General features: G+C 41.4%; 19 protein-coding genes. 6 read left to right on the top strand and 13 right to left on the bottom strand.

What is annotated here, in order from left to right:
• Both J2X77_RS02090 and J2X77_RS02095 read right to left on the bottom strand, forming a co-directional pair.
• The gene (locus J2X77_RS02090) at positions 1-135 is read right to left on the bottom strand and encodes a hypothetical protein (RefSeq protein ID WP_310078769.1); all 135 of its coding nucleotides are present in this window, start codon (positions 133-135) and stop codon (positions 1-3) included.
• Between the two features lie 29 nt (positions 136-164).
• Positions 165-728 (bottom strand): biliverdin-producing heme oxygenase, encoded by a 564-nt coding sequence (locus J2X77_RS02095; RefSeq protein WP_209579885.1) that lies wholly within the window; start codon positions 726-728, stop codon positions 165-167.
• A 318-nt stretch (positions 729-1,046) separates the two neighbouring features.
• On the opposite strand from J2X77_RS02095, the gene J2X77_RS02100 reads away from it, so the two are divergent.
• Together J2X77_RS02100 and J2X77_RS02105 are read left to right on the top strand one after the other, a co-directional pair.
• Positions 1,047-2,612 (top strand): MAC/perforin domain-containing protein, encoded by a 1,566-nt coding sequence (locus J2X77_RS02100; protein ID WP_209579887.1) that lies wholly within the window; start codon positions 1,047-1,049, stop codon positions 2,610-2,612.
• A 60-nt stretch (positions 2,613-2,672) separates the two neighbouring features.
• Positions 2,673-3,527 (top strand): hypothetical protein, encoded by an 855-nt coding sequence (locus J2X77_RS02105; RefSeq protein ID WP_209579888.1) that lies wholly within the window; start codon positions 2,673-2,675, stop codon positions 3,525-3,527.
• A gap of 96 nt (positions 3,528-3,623) precedes the next feature.
• On the opposite strand, the gene J2X77_RS02110 is transcribed toward J2X77_RS02105, so the two are convergent.
• From J2X77_RS02110 to J2X77_RS02150, 9 genes are all read right to left on the bottom strand, one after another.
• Positions 3,624-4,871: a S41 family peptidase gene (locus J2X77_RS02110; RefSeq protein WP_209579890.1), complete on the bottom strand. Its 1,248-nt coding sequence runs from the start codon at positions 4,869-4,871 to the stop codon at positions 3,624-3,626.
• A gap of 195 nt (positions 4,872-5,066) precedes the next feature.
• Positions 5,067-6,158: a cytochrome c peroxidase gene (locus J2X77_RS02115; protein ID WP_310078775.1), complete on the bottom strand. Its 1,092-nt coding sequence runs from the start codon at positions 6,156-6,158 to the stop codon at positions 5,067-5,069.
• A 58-nt stretch (positions 6,159-6,216) separates the two neighbouring features.
• The gene (locus tag J2X77_RS02120) at positions 6,217-7,131 is read right to left on the bottom strand and encodes a hypothetical protein (protein WP_209579894.1); all 915 of its coding nucleotides are present in this window, start codon (positions 7,129-7,131) and stop codon (positions 6,217-6,219) included.
• A 162-nt stretch (positions 7,132-7,293) separates the two neighbouring features.
• Complete coding sequence (locus J2X77_RS02125; protein ID WP_209579897.1) at positions 7,294-7,860, bottom strand: hypothetical protein; 567 nt, start codon at positions 7,858-7,860, stop codon at positions 7,294-7,296.
• A 67-nt stretch (positions 7,861-7,927) separates the two neighbouring features.
• Positions 7,928-8,914: a hypothetical protein gene (locus J2X77_RS02130; protein WP_209579899.1), complete on the bottom strand. Its 987-nt coding sequence runs from the start codon at positions 8,912-8,914 to the stop codon at positions 7,928-7,930.
• A gap of 39 nt (positions 8,915-8,953) precedes the next feature.
• Complete coding sequence (locus tag J2X77_RS02135; protein WP_209579902.1) at positions 8,954-9,694, bottom strand: HmuY family protein; 741 nt, start codon at positions 9,692-9,694, stop codon at positions 8,954-8,956.
• Positions 9,695-9,919: 225 nt separating this feature from the next.
• Positions 9,920-10,603 (bottom strand): hypothetical protein, encoded by a 684-nt coding sequence (locus tag J2X77_RS02140; protein WP_209579904.1) that lies wholly within the window; start codon positions 10,601-10,603, stop codon positions 9,920-9,922.
• 29 nt (positions 10,604-10,632) lie between these two features.
• Positions 10,633-11,388: an HmuY family protein gene (locus tag J2X77_RS02145; RefSeq protein WP_310078779.1), complete on the bottom strand. Its 756-nt coding sequence runs from the start codon at positions 11,386-11,388 to the stop codon at positions 10,633-10,635.
• 47 nt (positions 11,389-11,435) lie between these two features.
• Positions 11,436-13,814 (bottom strand): TonB-dependent receptor, encoded by a 2,379-nt coding sequence (locus tag J2X77_RS02150; protein WP_310078781.1) that lies wholly within the window; start codon positions 13,812-13,814, stop codon positions 11,436-11,438.
• A 311-nt stretch (positions 13,815-14,125) separates the two neighbouring features.
• Here J2X77_RS02150 and J2X77_RS02155 point away from each other — a divergent pair, with 311 nt between their 5' ends.
• From J2X77_RS02155 to J2X77_RS02170, 4 genes are all read left to right on the top strand, one after another.
• On the top strand, positions 14,126-14,983 hold the full coding sequence (locus J2X77_RS02155) for an ABC transporter substrate-binding protein (RefSeq protein WP_209579907.1): 858 nt from the start codon (positions 14,126-14,128) through the stop codon (positions 14,981-14,983).
• 5 nt (positions 14,984-14,988) lie between these two features.
• Positions 14,989-16,020 carry an iron ABC transporter permease gene (locus tag J2X77_RS02160; RefSeq protein ID WP_310078783.1) on the top strand — a complete coding sequence of 344 codons (1,032 nt, stop codon included), beginning with the start codon at positions 14,989-14,991 and terminating at the stop codon, positions 16,018-16,020.
• 34 nt (positions 16,021-16,054) lie between these two features.
• Positions 16,055-16,846 carry a heme ABC transporter ATP-binding protein gene (locus J2X77_RS02165; RefSeq protein ID WP_209579910.1) on the top strand — a complete coding sequence of 264 codons (792 nt, stop codon included), beginning with the start codon at positions 16,055-16,057 and terminating at the stop codon, positions 16,844-16,846.
• Positions 16,847-16,936: 90 nt separating this feature from the next.
• The gene (locus J2X77_RS02170; RefSeq protein ID WP_209579911.1) at positions 16,937-17,899 is read left to right on the top strand and encodes a helix-turn-helix domain-containing protein; all 963 of its coding nucleotides are present in this window, start codon (positions 16,937-16,939) and stop codon (positions 17,897-17,899) included.
• A gap of 14 nt (positions 17,900-17,913) precedes the next feature.
• Here J2X77_RS02170 and pdeM read toward each other — a convergent pair whose 3' ends face one another.
• Both pdeM and J2X77_RS02180 read right to left on the bottom strand, forming a co-directional pair.
• Complete coding sequence (gene pdeM / locus J2X77_RS02175; RefSeq protein WP_209579914.1) at positions 17,914-18,579, bottom strand: ligase-associated DNA damage response endonuclease PdeM; 666 nt, start codon at positions 18,577-18,579, stop codon at positions 17,914-17,916.
• Positions 18,576-21,038, bottom strand: a complete 2,463-nt coding sequence (locus J2X77_RS02180) for a ligase-associated DNA damage response DEXH box helicase (RefSeq protein ID WP_209579916.1) — start codon at positions 21,036-21,038, stop codon at positions 18,576-18,578. Before J2X77_RS02180 ends, pdeM begins: the two co-directional genes overlap by 4 nt.
• Positions 21,039-21,048: the final 10 nt, after the last annotated feature.

Consider the following 21,048-nt stretch of genomic DNA (forward strand, 5'->3'; position numbering starts at 1 on the left):
TCACATCGACCAGCTGCAGGATTTCGCTGCGAAGAAAAATACGGCTAGCCATACGAGCCCTTTGGCCAGGAAGAAGAGAAATGCTCCAATTCCGGCACGCTTAAGCCATTTTGATTTGTTATCTTTTTGCTCCATTTAAGGAATTAAACACTATTGCTCTTATTTTAGTTTGCACTTGCAATAGGAGTGAATACTTCGCCAAAGTTATAAAAAGTTTGGTTAGCAATCTCTACTGCGCGGTCATAAGTTGACGGATCTTCGGAATATTTGTTTAATACTGTTGTAAAACCAGCCCACATGTCGCGGCTATTTTCGCCATAACCTTCGAAGAAAGAAGTTCCTTTGGTAACGCCATATTTGTTGAGCATCTGCACGATATACGGACCACCCATGATTGAACCTTCCAAAACATATAATGATGCAAGTGCTTCCTGTACATTGGCTACTGCCGGAGCAGTGGCTTCTGGCAGGTTATCTACGTTACCACCCAAGGCTTCGATGTCGCTTTTGATGTACGATGAATTACGGCGTTCGGCCAAATCTGGCAATACTTCGGCAGTAACGAAAGGAGCTATGCGGTCTTCTACGGCACGGAAATATGCATAAAAGCCTTTCAATACTTCTGCGTAATCTGCTTCTGAACGAATACTTTTCAATTGGCGCACGATCGTTCCTTCTACGTTTTGGTGAGCTGCGTGCGTTTGCTCTTTGATATGTTGACTTAACATGTTTCTATTTTTATTTATAACGATTCTATACAAAGATTCGTATTTATTTTTACAAATTTATGCTGTTTTCTGCTTTATCATCTATGAAAAACGCTTTTAATTTTAATGGAAAGTATTATTGTCATATATTCGATGTTATTAATATAAGAGAGTTTTTAGTTTTAATAAACTATTTTTTTAACAAAATAGGATGTGTATATATATCTTTTAGTGTTATTAAATTTATGTGATATTTAATGTTATTTTAATTTAATTTTTAATTGGAATAATTATAAATAAGCGTATATTTGACCAAGTTAACATATAATTATTTAAACAATGAAAAGAATATTTTTTGGTGTAGCATTGCTTATGCTATCATGTTTTAGTTCTTGTAAAAAGGACATTCCTAGTGATGTAATTGGAACAAGTCAACGGTCTGCAGGGGATAAAGATCTTGATTTATTAGGGCATGGATATAATGCGTTGGGTAGATTTGCTAATGAGCAGGAAGGAAAAGGATTGGTAATTGATGTAAAGAAAATCAGATCTGAACAAGCAAATAGAATTGAAGTAGGGACATTAAGTTATCAAAATTTTAATGTCAATTCGGCTGAAGATTCAAGAACATATATTAAGAATATATTAACTAAAATAAATATAGATACAAAATATTTATTATTTAGTTCAACGCTGAGAAGCACATTTACGGATTATGATTCTACAGAAACCACATATTCTTATGCTTCGGTTGATAAGTTAGTAATTACAAAGAAATTGGCTATTATTATGGGGCTTGACGAAATAAAAAGTAATTATCTCTCTGCTAATTTTTTGAGTGATTGTGAAACAATGAGCCCGCAAGATATTATTAAATATTATGGGACACATGTATTGCGTGATATTACATTAGGGGGGAAAATTTCTGCGACCTATAGATCCCAAATAAGTAGTACTGACAAAAAGCACAAAGTAGAAATTGGTGTAAAGGCTGGTGTATTTAAAGTTTTTGGCTTAGGAATGTCCGTGGGGGGGGGTACAAATATTAATGAGAGTGAATTGACCGAGAATAAAAATCAAACCTTAACTTATTCTGCAGTGGGTGGAAACCCTTCAATAAATATTGCTGGTACAGTAAACTTGGCTCCGGGAACTACTATTCCTACAATAGATTTAACGGCTTGGCAAAATAGTGTTGATTTGGATAACTCCCATTTAATTGATATAGCACAAGATGGTTTGATACCAATATATGAGCTAGTACCAGGCTATAAAGGCGTGTTGGTAAAGGAATATTTTATGAAGAATATAAATAAACTGAAACTTGCAATAGACTATTTTAATTTAGGTGATTTTGTTTATCACGATGATTGGGAGTCTAATAAGTATTTTTTGTTTTTGAATTTTCCTGATGGTTTTAGGCTGGTTGGAGCCACTGATATTGAAGCATCTATGATTGGAAACAATAAACTTGATGTTAGTAAGAAGTATTTTAGCAAATTTGAATTGTGCGGAGATGCTATTATAAAACATCATATTCGTGAACCCTTCGCTCGTTTTTGGCCTTACGATAATAGTTTAGCAGATTATTCAGAAAGAGATATAGCTTGGGATAAATGGCATGAAATGCTGTACAACTACACCTATACAATGGAAATGAATAATTGGAATCCCAATATTTACCCACGAAGAGATTGGGGGGTGGATTTAGTTAAGTTGACATCAACAAACAAGTATTATGTTCGTTGGAGACAATATACAAAGGCTAACGCAAATGATTATCAGAATTTTGTTGAAAAGTTATATCCAATTGCTGAAGCTGATATCACTAGGTATGGCTTTAGTAAACAATTTTTGAAGCAAATTGCTAGTACGGGAACTGCTTCAATAGGTAAATCTTTTTAGTCTTAAAATTTTCTGTTTTTCCAAGTTATGGTAGTTAGAATATTAATCTGCTTTCTCCTAATGAACATAGCTTGGAAAGATTCTTTTTCACAAGTAGTTTTAGATTATTCATTAAGGCCTAAAGTTTCTCGCGAAAATTTCTCGTGGAATATTGCCGGTAATTCCCGAGGTGAGAAGCCAAATATTTTGTCAGAATTGTTGTGGAGAAATAATATGCGTGTTGGCGCTGATTTGAAATTAGGGATTAAGTTAAAAAGAAAATTTACAGCTGAAATTACTTACGGGTACGCGAAGACTATATCGGGAAAAGTTACAGATATCGATTACTCCGCTGATAATCGTAAAGGTATAACTAGTAATGAAACCTATGATAGCGATGTGGGAAATGGACAGACCTTTAATATAAAGCTAGGGTATAATGTACACATGCAGCGTAAAGAGCTAGATATTTACGCTGTTATGCAACTACAAAAAAACAGTTATTCCCTTATTGATAAAATGGAAAAATTATCTAGCACTTATAATAACCGAATTTTAGGTGCTGGTATTGGAGCAATTTTTTTCCTTCCATTTTTTGATTCGTTTGACCTCAACATCCTCTTTCAAGCTAGAATGAGTAAATTTAATGGGGATGCAAATTGGAATTTAAGAAGTGATTTTGCTCATCCGAAAAGTTTTGAGCATGATATACCTATCGTGGAATGGGATAATGAAGTTAGGCTTAATTACAGGCTAACTAATTTTTTAAAGATGGGCGTTTTTACCGGTTTTTCTAGATATAGCAGTATTGGCAGAGGAATAGATAAATTATATTACAATGATGGCAATATAAGTTTTACTAGATTAAATGAAGTCAAGGCTCTTTCCATATCTGCAGGACTGTCAATTTTATACTCTGTTTATTTTAAAAACTAAGTCCTCCTCTTGGTTTAAGCCGGTAGTGTGGAATGTGATTGTCCATATTGATAATCACATTTTTAATACTAACATCTAAACTCGGATTGCTCCTAACTACTTTAACCTAAAATTTGTTTTGAGTAGCAAATTTTCTTCTGCTGGCAAGGGAAAATAAGTCACGGATGAAATTGCTTTGATACCTTGGTCTCTGGCAATATCTTTTAATGCCGCTCCAAGCCAGGCTTCCTTTGGATCTCCGGGATGGCGGGAGGTTTCCTGCGCAGCTAAAGGCAGGTCGACTGGGATCCCATCAAAATAATCCGACCAACCATCGGCGTTCCGGATGAGAAATGAAGCCAGGTAAATATCGAAGGCTCCTACACGTATGGAAAAAAATCCGACGGGTTTGCCAAAGGTCTGCTGGCCGATGAGTCGCAGCGGAAGATAGGGTTTGAAACTGCTAATCAAAAGCTCACTAGCCGAAGCTGTACGTTCAGAGACAATACAGGATAACTGCTGCAAAGAATTGAAATGCCCCTTTTTGATAAAGTAATGCGTATTGGCTTTTTCACTATAATCCACATCAGCCATTGTCGCAAGGCGTCCTTTGTATTGAACCACTTTGCCACTGGCATCCAGATAGGGTTGTTTAAGGAGTAGTTTTGCTTTGCCTTGCTGCACATTCGGATGAAATTGCTCGCTAAACATCACTTTTTTATCCAGTCTGGCTGGGCTAATGAGGTTGGCTAAATATTCGGCTGTTTCCACATAACCGCCACCGTTATGACGTAGATCGAGGATTAGATGAGTAACTTGCTGCTGTGCGAGTTCGGCCGCAAGTTGATCCAGTTCGGTCTTCACTGTCTGGAGCTCTGGAAAAGAGGGGATGTATACATAAGCAATCCGTTTATTACCTGCGGTCCAGTAAGAAAGGTGTGTCGCATACCGATAGGGTGTGGTGGTGCTAGCCATGTGACCGCTACTTTTCTTTTCTGTCCGACGGCGTTCCAGATATGAATATTTGGGCTTATTGGGAATGGTCGACCATTCATAAGGCTTATCATACTTGCGCAAGGCATATTGGCTGAGTGCAAAAAGTTCACGCTCGTAGGCCGTTTGCTCGGGTTCTATTTGGGCATATTTTCCCCGCGGATCAAAAGTGGTATACGAAGGGAGAGATTCCTGCCAGCGGTAGAGCTGTTTGGCATACAGGTATATAGAATCGAGTGTGAGTTCTTTTTTTGTTCCTGTTTTTGGACTAATAAGTTCATCGGGTGAAGTCGCTGTTCTACTGTTTTGCTGGCAGGCCGAGGTAGCGGCTACTATAAAAAATAAACCAGTTATTGGGCGGATTTGACTCATAATTTGATGCGCATTTTGTCCTATATATTTGTAGCTGATTCGCTACAAATGGATAATTATCTGAAATTTAATACTTTTTTACTTTTTTATTTAATATAAAAGCCTAATTTTGTGCCAATTTATTTAATTTTTGATGCCTCCGCTGCTGTGGAGTACTCAAATGTCCCAAAGCTAGTCCCTTTGGGATTTTTTATTTTAGGGCAATACTGGCCGCTCGGTCTTGGTCGGTACGCTCGATAAGCTCTCCAAAAAAGCCACGATATTTTCCTGTTCTTTACTGCTCAATCGGACGTTTTGAATATGCGGCGATAAGGTGCCATTGATCTGTTGTCCTGATTTTTGGGGCATGCCCTGACTCAGCAGGTTGATCAGTTCACTTAAGCTTGCAATACTACCATTGTGCAGGTAGGGTGCAGTATGGACTACATTGCGCAGGCCCGGCGTACGAAATTTACCTTTGTCTGTTTCCAGTCCTGTTGCCTCAAAGCGACCATTGTCCAAGGCACCTTTGCTGGTAACAGCATAACCCAGGTTATGAAAATCGAGATCGGTAAAGAAGGCACCATTATGGCAGTTGATACATTTCCCTTTGGTTCGAAACAGATGGAGACCTTCAAGCTGTGCATCATTTAACGCCTGATAATCCCCTTTGATAAACCCATCAAAGGCGGTTTCACCACTGCTGATTGATCTTGAATACGCTGCTATAGCATCCAGTAAGCCTTCGACGGTCATCGTTTCGCTCGAGTAAGCCGCCTCATATAAACGAAGATATCCAGGTATAGCTTGCAGCTTAGCGGGTAAAGCAGTCGTATTTCCGCCCATTTCGATCGGGGAGTTGATGGCTTCGGCGATCTGCTCTCGATATGTCTTTGCGCGGCCATCGTGGAAGAGTTTGCCTTCGAGGTGCCAGACATTTTCCATGGAAGGTGTATTGCGGTGATGCAGAGCGATACCATCTGCCGTTGTTTTTTGATCGATCCAGTAGGTGTCCGGATTATGACATGAAGCGCAAGTCTTCATGCCATTACCGGTGTGGGGGTCAAAAAATAGGGCTTTGCCAAGTGCTACAAGCTCGGCCTTATCTTTCGATGGGTTTTCGGGTATAGTGGCCAATTCACGTACCTGGATATTGTTATACCAAGTGGCAGCTGGCCATTGTTCTGCCGACTTACTATATCGTTGGCGTAAGGTTTCCTCCGGGGTAGGGACAACGATTGTCGGTTCCTCTGTTGTAGCCTTACCTTTGCTGCAGCTGTATACCATTATGTTTGCTAAAGCAATCATAATAAACTGCTTTGTTTGATTAATGACAAACACGATTAAAATGAGTTGGTGAGGCGTATTAATTTAGTGTGATATATTGATCACCCTCTGTTAATATTTGACCATTTTTATCCATCAATTTGAGCGTTTTAATCTGATTGCCCTGAATTGTGGTTGGTATTGGTAATGTAACTATTTTTTTAGTGACATCAAATGTTGCATTTGTTATCTTATAGGAGTTGTTAAGGTTGTCAATTGCTATAAAATGATCGAAATCTGTTTTGAAAAATAGTTCATAAATTTCGGTACTTTTAATCGGCATGACCAGATTTTCTCCTTTTTTTACAGTGTAAGAATCTAATGTAATTAAACTGTAAATCTGTGGCAGTAATATCTCAAAAGCATCTGTGAGTACCGTATAGCGTCCAGATATTAGCTTGATGTGGTAGATGCCTGGTTTGAGATCTCCTGGAGTATTGAATTGTGCAATAAAAGATGTTGGAGGTTGAGAAAAAGAAAGTAAGGTCTCTTTTCCATCCTTATCGACCAGATAGCCCTTGGTTTGGTTCTCGTCCGGGAGGATATTTTCTCCTCGTACTACCAAATCCTCATTTTTTGGGTGACTAAGGTAATATTTACCTTCTAGAAGATTCATTTTTGCCTGTACTAGGGGCTGGTTGTACTGGAATACCAATGTATAATTTTTGCTGGAACCATCTTGTGCCCGTACGGTATAGGTAATAGGTTTGTCGGATTGCAACTGTATGGCAGTACCCGAAGCCGGCGTAATAGTCGCTAAATCCGAAACTTTAATCGTCGGTGTAATGCTTTCGGGTTGATTCACTAATGGAGGCCAATATAGGATAATCTGGTCATCTACAATACTTGCCGATAAGGTTTTGCCGTCAGCATCCTGAATACTAAAAGATTCGATGTCATTGTAGGGCAGGCTTGGGTATTCAGTTTTACAGGACCAGCATGTTATTGCTAGCATAAAAATAGCTAGGAATTGAAGAATATGTATTTGTTTTTTCAAAAACGAGTGTTGCATAATTTTTTTGGTTAAAAAAATCGTTATGCGGATGTTAATTAGGCTAAAAAGATCCGCAACCCATCCACCAGGTTGCGGAATCTTTTATTCATCAAATAGGAAAGACTATAATGCCTTAACTTCGATATTCACATCTGCTTTTACTTCTAATCCAGTAATATTTCTTTGACTGACATTGCTGAAGTTAAGTAGTTTGACTGCATATTTAGCACCAGTTACATCACCCACCAATACGGTAAGATCCGAAACGGCTACATTACTATGGCTATCTAAGTCATATTCATACCATTCGTTATTACCTTGTGATGTCACAGGAGTAGCACTAGCCCAATCTCCGGCTGCAACGGAAGAGATGTCTTTTGTTATAGTTCTGATTGAATAGCCAGAATTTGCTTTGATCGATCCATTCACATGGCTAAAGAATGCAACCTGACCAGAGCTACTCAGGCTTTGCGCTCCGGTTGAAAGGTCTACATAGACTGCCGGCCATGTTGCCGCTGCCGAAGGACTCCACCATTGACCTACTACAGTGTAGTTGCTGTTTGCTTTAGCCTGGTTTAAAGCCAAAGGAGCTGTTGCTGATTCTGTTGTTGGAGCTGCTGCCCATACTGCTGCTGATAGCATAGTCACGGCCATCGCTGATTTTAAGATAGTTTTGATGTTTGAGTTCATGTTGAGATCTCCTCTTGTTTTAATTTATTTAATTTTGATGCCACCATGGCATCTCGTGGATGTCTGTTTAGGATTCTGTTATCGTACTAGGATTTTGCTCCGTTTTTACCACATCGGCCCAGTCTTTAAATTGGAATTTGACCTGTACCTTTTCAAATGTTCCCGTCGGAAGATCTGCAGGTAATGAAACTGTCATTTCAGTTCTCGTGTGCGACTTGATAATCAATGGATAATCTTTGCCATTGAGTGTCATAATAACAGCTGTCGGATCTAAAATCACTTTGTCCAAGTTGGCTGTAATGGTCCAGTCTTTATTTTTTGCCAAATTTAGTCCCAATAAGCTAATATATACATCGGGTTGGCGATACGTAATCTTGAGCGGATTGGCCAAAATAATGGCGTGGTTTAGATTGGTGACCTCAACATCATAAGTTCCTGCCAAAATATCGGATGGAATGCGGTTTTCCCGTTCGGTACCCGTATAGCTTAATTGGTATCCAATCCCCGATACTTTTAAGCTATTGGGCGTTGCCATTTGATACCGTTTTTTCGTTTCTTGATTAATTAGCGCAATACTTACCAATGCAGGATTGGTATGCATAAAGGTTCCATTTATCGCTGGAAAACCAGTGCCGGGCCCTTTTGTAAGTGAAATGGACGATGTAGAGGCGAAAGCGGCTTCAAAAGATGGTGTACTTTGTAGTTCAATCTTTAAGCTATAAGTTCTAGTGGTACCTGTAGCGGACTTTACGGTATATGTCTGGTTCTTTTCATCTGTTTTAACAGGTAAAATTTCTTCGGCTATACTGGCTCCATTGGAGAGTTTAATGCTCGGATCTATCACCAATAGCCCATAGTAGTAAGGGACATATACCGTAATGGTATTGGCCTTATTGTCGACGGCTCCATAAATAACTTCGTCATTGGGGAGGTTGGTGACTTTGTATTCCAGTATTTTGTCTGCTGGAAGTAAGGCTAATTCTTCCGTTTTGGTGCAGCCGGGTAGTAGCAATCCTACAAAAAGGAAGCTTAAAATGCTGTATAATCTTTTCATGTTAGTTTAGTGTCTAAAAAGTGCGCTATACTTATTTTTTTAGTTAGCAATTGTAAATTTGGTACTACCAGCTTTAGCAAGTACATATTGGAATGTAAAGAATGGTGTTGGTGAATCTTTAAACCAATCTTTTGGGTCCAATAGGTCTTTGTAGATACTTTGCATTTTAATCTTGCCATAGTTTCCTTGTGCCGTACGAACAATTATTGTATGCCCCTCAATTGGATAAGCAACGTGTTTTTTGTTTTCAGCACCACCGCCTTTGAACGTACCGTAAAAATCATACAGATACCAGCCCAAGCCTTCACCAAAATCGCCGGAATTATCAGTACCGTAAGCTTTTTCACCTTTACGGAACTCCGCATCTAAAGGGATATCGATGACATCTTCAAACTTTTTCTCGACAATCAAGATACCGCCTTTGCCTGGGCCGCCTTTACCAAATCCGTTTGCTGTGTTGTTGCAGTTGATAAAGCTGCGGAACAAACCCGAAAAGGACATATCCCAACGGACGGTACCGACGTAGTCGGAAGTAATAGCTTTGTTCTGCTCTAAGCTGTAATATATTGGTGACTGCTCTGTTGTAGGTGCACTTCCAGCAGGTAAGTCTTCGCCAAAATTCTTAACCGTAATCAAACGGTTGAACATAGCTTCTGGTGCAACAGGATCTGGTTCAGGCTCTACTACTGTGGGGTCGCTTTTGCTGCAAGCACCCAACACAATTAAAAATGCCAATACCGGTATGAATTTTAATAGGTTGCTGCGTTTCTTTATTTTCATTGTTACTAGTTTTTTTTGTGTTAGTTGATACCTTGTTCCTTTTCTATACATGCAGTAGGGCTGTTAGTATTTTATTTTTATTTAAATTGATTCTAAATAATAGTAAAGATAGAATCTTTTACTGATAAAGTGTGTATGAAAATTGGTATTTAATATATTTTTTTCGGTTTTTGATTTTTGGTTAACAAAAGCAGCTGGAATTTTAACCAGCTGCTTTTGTTGATGCTATTTAAATTCTTGGTAATCGATGGAGTAGAAAACATAGTTATCTGACGCCATTGCTTTATTTGGTGTCTCATTGGAATATACGCTGTTGACTTTAAATTTAAAATAAGGCTTTCCATCTTTTGAAAGAATAAACGTACGGTCTTTAACAGCTATAACATGGTGTGTTGTCTTATCGTAACCAGCCCATCCAATAGCAGTAGGAGTTAATGCAATACCAGCTTTGTTGTCAGTCAATGTTGCAAATTGATCCGCTGAATTGACAGTCTCATAAGCTTTATCTATATAAGACAGTGTAAATGATTTTGCAGTGTTTGCGATCACATCCATGACACGTTGTTGTGCGATTAGGGTTAATGGGGCATCAGCAGTTTGTAGCCCATCGTTCTCCTTAAAGTCGAAATAATAGGTTTGCGCTGCAGTTGTAGTTGCTTTTCCATCTTCACCGATTGTAAATTGTTTAAAGTTATGAAGTGAATAGGTATTGCCTGTACGCTTGATTGTTCCTTGTGTATTGATGGTTTTGGAAACCTTTGTTAAATCAACAGTTTCACCGTCTTTGACCATAACCTTAGCTTGGTATTCCGGCTCGACTTGCTCCACCTTATCGTCATCCTTGCTACAAGAAGTAAAACCTAAACTCAATGCACATAGAAGTGCTGCTGTTGTAAATAATCTATTCATCTTTAATTTAATTGTGTAATTTTTCCTTATTATAATGTGTTTGTGTTTAAATCTTTACCGCCATCCTGCTGTACATAATATTTAAATGTGTAGTATGGGGCAGGCCAATTGAGATTGGTTACCGCCGCTGGATTTCCTTTGTAAGCATTGATAAGCTGCAATTTGGCGTATTTGCCATCTGGCAGTCGAATGGCGTAGGTGCGATTAGGTAAGGCCTGCATAATATGGGTGCTCAAGCTATAACGGAACCATCCATCCGAACCATCGGTTGCTGCCCAGCCAATTTTGTTGACTTCACTTTTATCGAATTCTTCATCGGAAGGTGCTACTGTGACACTCTGATAGGACTGTCTCAATAAAACCACAGCGGTATTGTTGACCTGACCGCCATAACCCGGATTGTATTCATGCTGGGCATTGTTCACATAGATCTCCGAATTGTAAGGACCTGTAAAGGCAATATCCCAATCTTTTGTTTTAAGCCACTGCGCTGAATCGGCTTTGGTTTTAACCCAGATTTGCTTTTGGTCTTTAAAACGAAAAAGAAATATAAAAAATGGTCTTTGCTCTTTTCCTTCAGTACCTTCACCCATTGCTGCATCGGTATCGCCAGCAAGATCTTTGATCAAGGTACTTTTTCCGTCTTCTAATCCGATGGTATAGTCTTTGTCTTTCCCACAGGATACCACCGTCAATAGCAATAGTGCTGAAAAAATACAACGGCCAATCTTGTGAAAGGAAAGCCAGATGCTACATTCTCCAATAATCATGCGAATCGTTCTCATCTTTTATCTTGTACTTGGTGTGCTAAATTCTTGTTTATTAGTCCTTATTATTCTTTTATCCAACGGTAACTGACGCCGCCCATGATAACCCGTCCAGGTTGCCCGAGTAAATAACGGCTGGTAAAATTGAAGAGATTGTCACCGATCAGACGGAAGGTCAACCTTCTGTTCATCAGACTCTTTTCTACCGTCATGTTAACCAGCGTATGATAGGGAATAAAAATGTCGTATTTGTCGATAAACTGGTTGCCATTGTATTCCTGAAAAGGTGTGGCACTTCTGAAATTAACCCGCGCATTGACGTTGACGCCCCAGGGTTTATATTCATATTGGGCTTTTGCATTGAACATGTGTCGCGAACGGTCCTCAATACCCCAATAATCCGATTTTTTACTCTGGCGATATTCACCTGTAGCGGGATCGTTGATCTGGTTATAGGGATAACTGCCCTTGGCAATACTATCCAATACACTCAGGTCTTTGGCAATCAGATATTGATAGCCCATCGACAATTGCAGATCTTTGGTTGCCTGATAGGTCAATGAAACTTCGAAACCTTTATTCATGGCTTTGGGCAGGTTGCGGTAGCTATAGATCTGTGCGACCTTGGTACCGTTACCTACACTAACCGTGTTGATCTGATTGTTGATCCGATGGTAGAAGACAGAGAAATCAGCCTGTAATCTTTTGGACGGGTTCCAGGTCAGTCCAAGATTATTTGAAATGCTGGTTTCGGCTTTAAGGTTGCCCGCCACCAGGTTGAGCATATAGCTGTTTTTGTAACTCAGTTCTCCGGCTTGATCCATGGCTGCTATCACATCGGCTACGCGCTCGGAACCGACCACAAGATAGTTGGCGGCTGGATTGAAGAAGACCTGATAGCGCATTTTATAGTCAGGTGCTTTGAATCCTGCGCCAACACCGCCTTTGATAAGTAGTGTGGGGCTGACATGGTATTGTAGACCGAGACTTGGACTCAAGTGACCATTGTAGACGTTGGTCTGATCGTAGCGTAGGCCCAGCGTAGTTAGCAATCGGTCGACAGGTTTCCACTCAGTCTGCAAATAGGCAAAGGCACTGTTCAAAGATCGTTTGGCATCCAGATCTTGGTTGTCCATGAGTTCGAGGCTACCGCCTATACCTCCTGTGAGTTTAACCTGTTGTGCTGGACTATACGCAAATTGCTGTTCAATGCGGTGTACATTCTGACCAAACTGCTCCGCACTGGCAACAATACCTTGTTGCAACCATTGTGCGGCAATCTGGGAGTGGAAACGCGAGAAATAGTAACGCGTCATGCTGCGCAGTCCCGATTCAAAATTATGGTCGTAACTTGCCGAGAGGTTGATGTCCTGATCTTTTTGTTTATCCTGTAGGGTAGCCGATTCAGACCAGGCATTGATCATTTCGGACTCTCTAGCTGCATAACGTCCCGTCATACCCAATGTTCCATTTTTGCTTGTACGATAGCGTACACGGCCCTGAAAACTGTAATTGGTATAAGGGGGAAACGTTGTACTCTTGGAATCCAGATACTGCTTATCTGTATTGAACCCATCGGTGCGGTAATAATTGCCCGAGAAAACAGCACTGCCGCGCTGATTTGAAAATGGTGTTTCAACCTCCAGAGTTGCATCGACGGTATTGAGACTGCCATAGAGGAGGGAAGCCTGTGCCTGTGGCGTAATGGCGCCATGGCGTGTAATGATGTTGATCGCACCACCCAGTGCATCACTTCCATATAAGCAGGAGGAAGCTCCTTTGATGATCTCGATGCGCTCGATGTTGGTCACCGAAATACGGGATAGGTCAAAGTTTCCGCTATTGCGCCCCAGCATAGGTTGCCCGTCTACAAGGACCATCACGTAGTTGCTGCTGAAGCCCTGAATCTGTACACCCACCGCTCTGGATCCGCCGGCAATATCGTTCACAATGGCAATACCGGTCTGTTCTTTGAGCACTTCATCGAGCCGGCGGCTGCCCATCAGTTCAATCTCGCGCTTGGTGATGACCTTGACGGGCATGGCCGCATTTTCGGCCTTGACAAGATTGTCGACGGCCTGTGCTTTTCCTTGGACATCAATGATATCCATCTGACGGTCCTCAGTTTTTAACACTAGGGCTAATTGCTGATTTTTGTCTTCTAAATCGATGATTTTTCGTTGCTGCTGATAGCCCAGGGCTTGTACTTGCAGTTCATAGCGACCCGCATAAAGCTGATTGAACTGAAACCTTCCTGCAGTATCTGTTTTAAAAGCATATTTATCTGGATAAAGATAGACGGTCGCATTGGCCACGCCTTTATTGGATTCGTTCTTTAATACACCCGAGATTTTCCATTTTTCCTGTGCTTGCACAGTGTAGATCTGGCAGGCGCATAGGGCTATCAGGGTGCTTGTTCGAATAGATGAGATGCTTTTAAACACTATTTTTATTTTTACTAATTCTAAATAATGTTACAAAAAACGGTAATCCGCCGGAATTTTTCTCTATGCAAAATGTCATAAATTCTATTTAATTCGTTTTTTGTTGTGGCTAAAGTGATGATATTTTTATGTTAAATATTTGTTTAATAGTGGTTTGGCGTGTATTTTAAGGTTCATTCCTTTATATTGAAGGATTCAATTTAATTTGTATTTAGACTGATTATTGATTTGTTTTGTACTCAAGATGAGTGGCAAGGCAAGAAGATCATGCAGAAATTTTGCTATTGCCCGGATAGAGCTAAAGAATTGCGATGAGTAGATTTTATGTTGTTATACTGTGCTGTTTGATGCAAATCGGAGGATGGGCAACGGCACAGCAAAGAATCATTACATTAAACAGTTCCCTGACGGAAACGATCTATGGATTGGGCGTAGGTGAGCGCATGGTTGCGACGGATGTGACGAGCATCTCGCCCAAAGCTGCGGCAGCATTGCCTCGAGTTAGTAAAAACCGATCAGTTTCGGCCGAGGGCTTGTTATCTTTTAAACCGACGATCGTGATCGCGAATGAGGGGGATGTATCCAAGGCTGTCGTTCAGCAAATCCGTGCGGCAGGGGTGAAATTTGTTTCGATCAAGCCCAACTATTCTGTTTCGGGTGCCCTTCGTTATATTCAGGAGGTAGCAGATGCTGTAGGCGAATCTGCGGCTGGAAAGAATTTGGCTTCGCGTACAAAATTAAGTCTCGACCATACTATGGAATTGGTCAAGAAGGAGAATCAGGGAAAAGTAGCTCCGAAAGTACTGTTTTTGTATGCACGCGGTACAGGTACGATGAGTGTTGCTGGAAAAGGAAGTAGTCTCGATGCAATGATCAACCTGGCTGGTGGTAAAAATGCCGTGCAGGAATTTTCAGATTTTAAACCGTATACAACCGAAGCGCTGGTACAGGCCAATCCGGATATTGTCTTGCTATTTGACTTTGGGGCAAGTAGTCTTGGGGGCGAGGATGCTATTCTTAAATTGCCGGGTATGCGCATTACCAATGCAGGTAAAAACGATCGCATCTTGGTGATGAATGCTTCGTTGCTGGTCAATTTTAGTAACCGGCTGCCAGACGCGATTCTGGAATTGCACCGTGGATTTGGAAAAGTGATGGATTCAAAATAGATCAGGTGCAGAGGAAACAGAAATTGATATTGCTGGCCCTGGGCCTTGTATTAGTTATGACAAGTATTGTTGCCTTGGGGATGGGGGCCTATCATATTCCGTCCGGTGATATATTAACGATGTTGCTGCAAAAGCTGCACTTGGGGAGTGCCGGCGGTGTGCCTGATATGCAAGAAGATGTTCTTTTTGAGATTCGCATGCCGCGTCTTTTGCTCGGACTTTTGGTAGGTGCAGCGCTCGGTATATCCGGTGCTGCCATCCAAGGTATATTCCGTAATCCACTGGCTGAACCGGGGCTGATTGGGATTTCGTCGGGAGCGTCTCTTTTTGCGGTATTGATTATCGCATTTGAGACTTTTCTATTCACTTCGTTGTCTGCCTGGATCGGTTATTATTTATTGGCTTTTGGTGCGTTTGTGGGGGCGGGTTTAACAGCCTCTCTGGTTTACCGTATTGCAAGCAAGAACGGGCGCCCCAATGTTACCACCATGTTATTGGCGGGGATTGCTATTAATGCATTTGCGGGGGCGCTAACAGGTTTGATGACTTATCTGTCTACAGAACAGCAGTTGCGTACCATCACTTTTTGGATGCTGGGCAGTTTGGGCGGTGCTACTTGGGATAACTTAACCGCTTTGGCGCCATTTATTTTGATCCCGGTATTGATATTGCCCTTTTTTGGTAAGTCGCTAAATGCTTTTGCATTGGGGGAACTGCAGGCAGATCTATTGGGGATGCGCACGGATCGTGTCAAACGATGGGTTGTCATCCTCTCCACGTTAGCAGTGGGAGCTTCTGTTGCTGTATCGGGCATCATCGGATTTGTGGGGCTAATCGTTCCGCATACTGTCCGGTTAATGGGTGGAGCGGATCATCGTTTTGTCCTTCCCGGTTCATTATTATTGGGAGCGCTGGTGTTGACATTGGCAGATGTAATTGCCCGGGTTGCTGTGGCACCGATAGAATTGCCGATTGGTGTGATTACGGCACTTTTAGGAACACCCGTATTCTTGTACATTTTAATCAAAGATAAATAGTCTTTTGACGGAGACCGAATAAAATAATTGAATTATGTTGCGCGTAGAGAAAATCAACTATGAAGTGAATGGACGAAAGCTTCTGAAGGATATTACCTTTCAGGTGCGCAAAGGTGAGATCCTGGCCATTCTCGGCGCCAATGGTGCGGGTAAATCTACATTGATGGGGGTGCTCTGCGGCGAAAAGAAACCAGATTCGGGCGCGGTTCATCTCAATGGAAAGGCTTTATTGGATTATGACCCAGCGACGCTCTCTAAATGCCGGGCGCTGTTGAGTCAGCAGCAGCAGATGACGCTGAGCTTTAATGTGGAGGAAATTGTGTTGATGGGAAGGTATCCGCATTACAAGAATACACCAAAGGAACATGACTATAAGGTCGTTGCGGAAACCATGGAACTTTGTGGGGTATCGGCTTTCGCAGAGCGGGATTTTCTGAGCTTATCCGGTGGCGAGCAACAACGTGTCCATCTTGCACGCATCTTGGCACAGATCTGGGATAACCCCGATTCATTGCTGTTATTGGATGAGCCAATTTCTGCGCTGGACTTACACTACCAGCAGAAGGTCCTTGCCATAGCCCGTGCGCTTGCCCGTAAAGGATTTATGGTGGTGCTGATCGTGCATGATGTCAACTTTGCGGCCATGTATGCCGATCGTATCCTCATGCTCAAAAATGGGCGTAAGCTTTTTCATGGAACGCCTGTAGAAGTGCTCGCCCAAAAGGAAATTTATACCATCTTTTCGGTGGAATCCAATGTCATTATGAATCCAAGAACATTAAAACCGTATGTTCAGTTGGAGGAAATGGATATTGAACTGGGGTAGGTTTTTATTTAGAAAGATTATAAATAATTTTAACTTGCCAACTTATTTCGTTAATTTTGAGTATTTCGGACATATTTTGGATTTGTAATCATGTTGGTTAAAAGTAAAATAGTAGAGTTGTCAGATTGGCTTTTTGAAGAGGAGATTCCGGATGGTTATGTTCCTGCCAAACCTTTAGTGGAAAATAGAGTATCAATATCCAAGGATCCTGTGCATATGGAGAATTTCCAGCTATCCACTTCAGGGTTGTTTATCCTGCATTCAAAGATGCAGTTTGATCGGCCAGTGCAAGTGCTTACGGAGATTGAAGGGGAGACCATCACGAGTCAGTTTATATTTTTTAAGCCGACGGACAGCAAATTACCTTATGGGATGAGCAGGCATAATATCCGCTATATTCCTTCGGTTAAATCCATTCATGAGGTAGAGCCCGGGATCGAATATACCTACTTTATAGCCGTTATATCCAAGGAATACTATCTCAATCTTATTAAACGTGACTCTCTGTTGCACCAACAATTTATGCACGAGATCGAAAAGGGAGAGTATGCATCTTTCTCGGAAGAGGACCTGATAGCAACCTACGAGATGCAGCATACCATAGCTGAATTGATTGAATCCAAAAAAAAAGGTGAGATCCGCCGATTGCATACCGAGTCGCGTATTGTAGAATTATTAATGTACCAATTTGAGCAATATAACGAGAAGAAGGAAAGTAGTAACTCCTTATTCCATGAAGAGGATGTGCAACGCTTGGAGATGGCTAGGCAAATCTTAGAACAACGCATTGCGAATCCACCAACCCAAAAGGAACTCGCCGCAGAGGTACTCACCAGTGAGAGTAAACTCCGAAAAGATTTTAAAGAGTATTTCTCTGTCACTATCCACGATTACCTTATACGCGTACGAATGGAAAAGGCCAAAAGCTATCTTTTGGAAGACAAAATGACAGTTTACGAGGTTGCATTGTTAACTGGCTATGGCCATCAGAATAACTTTAGCAGTGCTTTTAAAAAATATTACGGGATCTCGCCCGGCGAGCTCAAAATCTAATTAAATTTTTCTTGCTACCTGCCTTTTTGAATAGGAAAAATGAGGTCTTCTGAGATTGCGTAACATTGATATTTAATCGATAGTTCCCTGCTGTCAATTCCTGTAAATTTGCTAAATGCAGGTAGGATGATCTGATGCTCAGAGACTAAAAAACAGGGTAGGCGAAGTTGCCGCTTTGGTGGTATAACGATACTCACGCCAGGATGTAGGTGTCCGCTAATCCGGAAGGATGATGGATCGATTGCTTCGGAAGGATGATGTTTAAATTGTATTTGCTGTAGAGCAAAAACTTCGTCATGGTGTTGGATAGCAAATTGCTCGGTGATATTTTTCGATAGCCGATCATGATTTCCTTTGACCAGGTGGAGCTGGAGCCCTGTATATTTTTTTCTAAACTCTTCCAATAACAGAACTTCACGATTGATGCTTGCATGAACGAGATCACCGACGACAATAACTTGATCGGGTTTATAGTGATCTACTAATTCTTCAAGTCGTTTCAGATCGGCAATAGCTGTATCAGTGGGGATGGCAATGCCGTTTTTTCTGAAATGTGCAGCTTTGCCAAGATGGAGGTCTGATAGGATCAATGCTTTTTCTGCTTTCCAAAATATAGACCTTTGATTGTTAAGTGTTAATTGTTGTTTATTGAATGTGATTGTTTGTTCAAAAAGCTTCATCTTCTACGTTTCTTTTTTTGCGCGTTGGTCTTTTCCATTCGTTGAATACGTTCAATCAGTGCCTCACTCGACAACGACTGCCGAAGACTGTCTACCTTAATGGGAAAGCTTAGTGGCGTATATTCTTCGACAAAGGTATAACGTATTTTGCTATTATTAATCCTATCGAATGCTCTTACTAAACGATATTCTTCCAATTGCTGATTGAATACTTCGCTAAAAGCTTGTTTGAGGAGTAAATTGTCGGGATCGTGTTCCATCAGTACCCGGAAAATAATTCCAGATGAAGCTTGTAAAGATTTGTTATTTTGCTGGGTGCCCGGATAGTTCTGGACAACCAATCCTGAAATTACAGCGATATCTCTAAATTTGCGGCTAGCCATTTCTGCGGAATTTATGCTGCTTATTACATCTTCCATTAGATTTTTACGGCTCAATACTTCTTCGAGCTGTGTTTGGGTCAGTTGAATTTCTTTATCGGAATAGAGCTCAAACCCATAATCATTCATGGCCATGGAAAAACTGATGGGATACAATTTGCTGATACGATAAGCGACGAGGGCAGCCATCACTTCATGTATTAGCCTGCCTTCCAAAGGATAGAAGAAGAGGTGGTAACCTTCTCTGGTTTTGATATGCTCAACCAAGAATTCCGATTCGCTCGGTAATGCAGAAAGGGAGGATTGCTTTGCTATAAGGGGAGCTAGGAATTGCAGTTCTTTTTCGTTTGATGGGGGATTTTGGGATTCCGAGAGCTTTTTGCGAAGAAAGTGACTGAGATTGGACGACAGCGGCAGTCTGCCGCCAAGCCAGCTTGGCGTTATGGCTTTTCCGGATGAATTTTTTACAAATACAGTCATGTCCTTCACCATAATAAGTTCTAGGATTCGTCCTGCGAGTATGAACCGTTCGCCTTTTTTGAGTTTGCTTATGAAGTATTCTTCGATCATTCCGATGTAGCCGCCCGAAAGAAATTTGACACGCATCATGGCATCGCCTACAATGGCACCGATATTGAGCCGATGCAGCAGAGCCAAACGACGGTTTTTGATAATCCAATTTCCCTCTTCATCCTGTATAACTTTGTGGAATTCTTCGTATCGCTTACCGATTTTTCCGCCTGCGGTAATAAAATACATGCACCATTGCCATTCTTGCTCTTCCATGTATCTAAAAGCATGGGTATTAGCGACAGTCGCATGCAGTTCTTCCGAACGAAATCCCCCGCCCAAAGCGATCGTTACCATGAATTGAACAAGCACGTCAAAAGTCTGCACCATCGGGTCGCGGTTTTCGATGGTTTGCGTTTTCACTGCATCTTTCAATGCTGCAACCTCAATCAGTTCCAGTGAATGTGTTGGAACGAAGTAGATGGTTGATGTTTCGAAAGGACTATGTCCACTTCTACCAGCACGTTGCATAAATCGGGCTACACCTTTGCTTGATCCCACTTGAATAACCGTATCCACAGGCTTGAAATCTACACCTAAATCCAATGAAGAGGTGGATACGACAGCCTTAAGTTTACCGCTGCTGAGATTCTCCTCGATCCATTCACGTATGTGCGCATCAATAGAGCTGTGGTGGAGGGCGATTTGTCCAGCAAAGTCGGGGTGAGCCTGTAAAAGGAGCTGGTACCACATTTCACTTTGGCTGCGTGTATTCGTGAAGAGAATCGTGCTTTTACTGTTGAGTATAATAGGAACGACTTGATCTGCGAGGTTTCCTCCTAAGTGACCTGCCCAGGGTAGTAGTTCCACTTTGCTGGGGTAAATTGGTTTGATTGCAATCCTCTTTTTTTCTTTGGCAACAATTTGAATGCGTTTTTTTTCTGTTGGTAATAGAACCTCCATCGCTTCGTTAAGATTGCCAATTGTTGCTGTAATACCCCAAACACGCATTGTTCTATATTGTGATTTGAGGAAAGCGAGAGCAAGCTCGACCATGACACCGCGTTTATTGCCCATAAGTTCATGCCATTCATCGACCGTGACACATTGGAGATTCTTAAAATACTTTTCGCGTTGTGTGTGCGCGAGTAGCAAATGCAAACTTTCTGGTGTAACGAGGAGGATATCAGGCATCGATCGTGTCTGTCTGGCTTTCACCTTGGCATCGGTATCCCCGTTGCGAACCTCGACTACCCAATCCAGTCCGATATCGTCTATGGCTTTTTGCATGGCACGGGCAAGATCTTTTGCTAAAGAGCGTAATGGAGTTATCCACAGTAGTTTTAACCCCTTTTGGTAGCGCTCTGGCTTATTTAGAAAATCTATCAATACCGCCATAAATAGCGAAAAAGTCTTTCCAAATCCTGTGGGAGCGATGACCAGACCACTGTAGCCCTGTGTATACTTCTCCCAGGCCTTTGTCTGAAAGCTAAAGGGACTATTTCCTTGGGATTCAAAATAATTGTTTACAATTCGGAATCCCTCACTTTGTACTATTTTATCGCTCACTGTATGCTAT

Source organism: Sphingobacterium sp. 2149 (assembly GCF_031455655.1).
Taxonomy (GTDB): domain Bacteria; phylum Bacteroidota; class Bacteroidia; order Sphingobacteriales; family Sphingobacteriaceae; genus Sphingobacterium.